The sequence below is a fragment of the Pseudoalteromonas sp. S554 genome (genome assembly GCF_005930865.1).
Lineage (GTDB): Bacteria > Pseudomonadota > Gammaproteobacteria > Enterobacterales > Alteromonadaceae > Pseudoalteromonas > Pseudoalteromonas marina.
Window position 1 is genome coordinate 1 of the sequence record NZ_PNDV01000087.1, and the last position, 1,519, is coordinate 1,519.

Below are 1,519 nucleotides of genomic sequence, written 5' to 3' on the forward strand. Positions count from 1 at the left end.
TGAAGTTGCTGATGCCATACTTCCAGGAAAAGCCTCTAAGCTTCAGATTATACCGAATCGTACCCCAAACCGACACAGGTGGTCAGGTAGAGAATACTAAGGCGCTTGAGAGAACTCGGGTGAAGGAACTAGGCAAAATCGTACCGTAACTTCGGGAGAAGGTACGCTCCTATCTGTGATGAGACTTGCTCTCTAAGCGGACGGGAGCCGCAGTGACCAGGTGGCTGGGACTGTTTATTAAAAACACAGCACTGTGCAAAATCGCAAGATGACGTATACGGTGTGACACCTGCCCGGTGCCGGAAGGTTAATTGATGGGGTTATCTTCGGAGAAGCTCTTGATCGAAGCCCCGGTAAACGGCGGCCGTAACTATAACGGTCCTAAGGTAGCGAAATTCCTTGTCGGGTAAGTTCCGACCTGCACGAATGGTGTAACCATGGCCACGCTGTCTCCACCCGAGACTCAGTGAAATTGAAATCGCAGTGAAGATGCTGTGTACCCGCGGCTAGACGGAAAGACCCCGTGAACCTTTACTACAGCTTGGCACTGAACATTGAACCTACATGTGTAGGATAGGTGGGAGACTTTGAAGATGAGACGCTAGTCTTGTTGGAGTCGTCCTTGAAATACCACCCTTGTAGTTTTGATGTTCTAACGTTGGCCCCTGAATCGGGGTTACGGACAGTGCCTGGTGGGTAGTTTGACTGGGGCGGTCTCCTCCCAAAGAGTAACGGAGGAGCACGAAGGTTGGCTAAGTACGGTCGGACATCGTACGGTTAGTGTAATGGTAGAAGCCAGCTTAACTGCGAGACAGACACGTCGAGCAGGTACGAAAGTAGGTCATAGTGATCCGGTGGTTCTGAATGGAAGGGCCATCGCTCAACGGATAAAAGGTACTCCGGGGATAACAGGCTGATACCGCCCAAGAGTTCATATCGACGGCGGTGTTTGGCACCTCGATGTCGGCTCATCACATCCTGGGGCTGAAGTCGGTCCCAAGGGTATGGCTGTTCGCCATTTAAAGTGGTACGCGAGCTGGGTTTAGAACGTCGTGAGACAGTTCGGTCCCTATCTGCCGTGGGCGTTTGAGAATTGAGAGGGGTTGCTCCTAGTACGAGAGGACCGGAGTGAACGAACCGCTGGTGTTCGGGTTGTCATGCCAATGGCATTGCCCGGTAGCTACGTTCGGAACTGATAAGCGCTGAAAGCATCTAAGCGCGAAGCAGGCCTCGAGATGAGTTCTCACTAGACTTTTAAAGTCTCTGAAGGGCCGTTGAAGACTACAACGTTGATAGGCAAGATGTGGAAGTGGTGTGAGCCATTAAGCTAACTTGTACTAATTACCCGTGAGGCTTAACCATACAACGCCAAACGCGTTTTGTGTGACAGTTAAGACAGAAGTTAATAACTAAAGTAGATATTACTGACAGAAAGACTTAAAAAATATTATCAGATATTTTCCAAATTCAGTTAGTGCGTAGAAATACGGATTAACGCCCAAATTTGCTTTGTTACAAT

The 1,519-nt window shown here is 49.4% G+C and carries 1 rRNA gene; it reads left to right on the forward strand.

The features are described from left to right. Positions 1 to 1,362 (forward strand): 23S ribosomal RNA (locus CWB65_RS16850); the annotation flags it as partial. Positions 1,363 to 1,519: the final 157 nt, after the last annotated feature.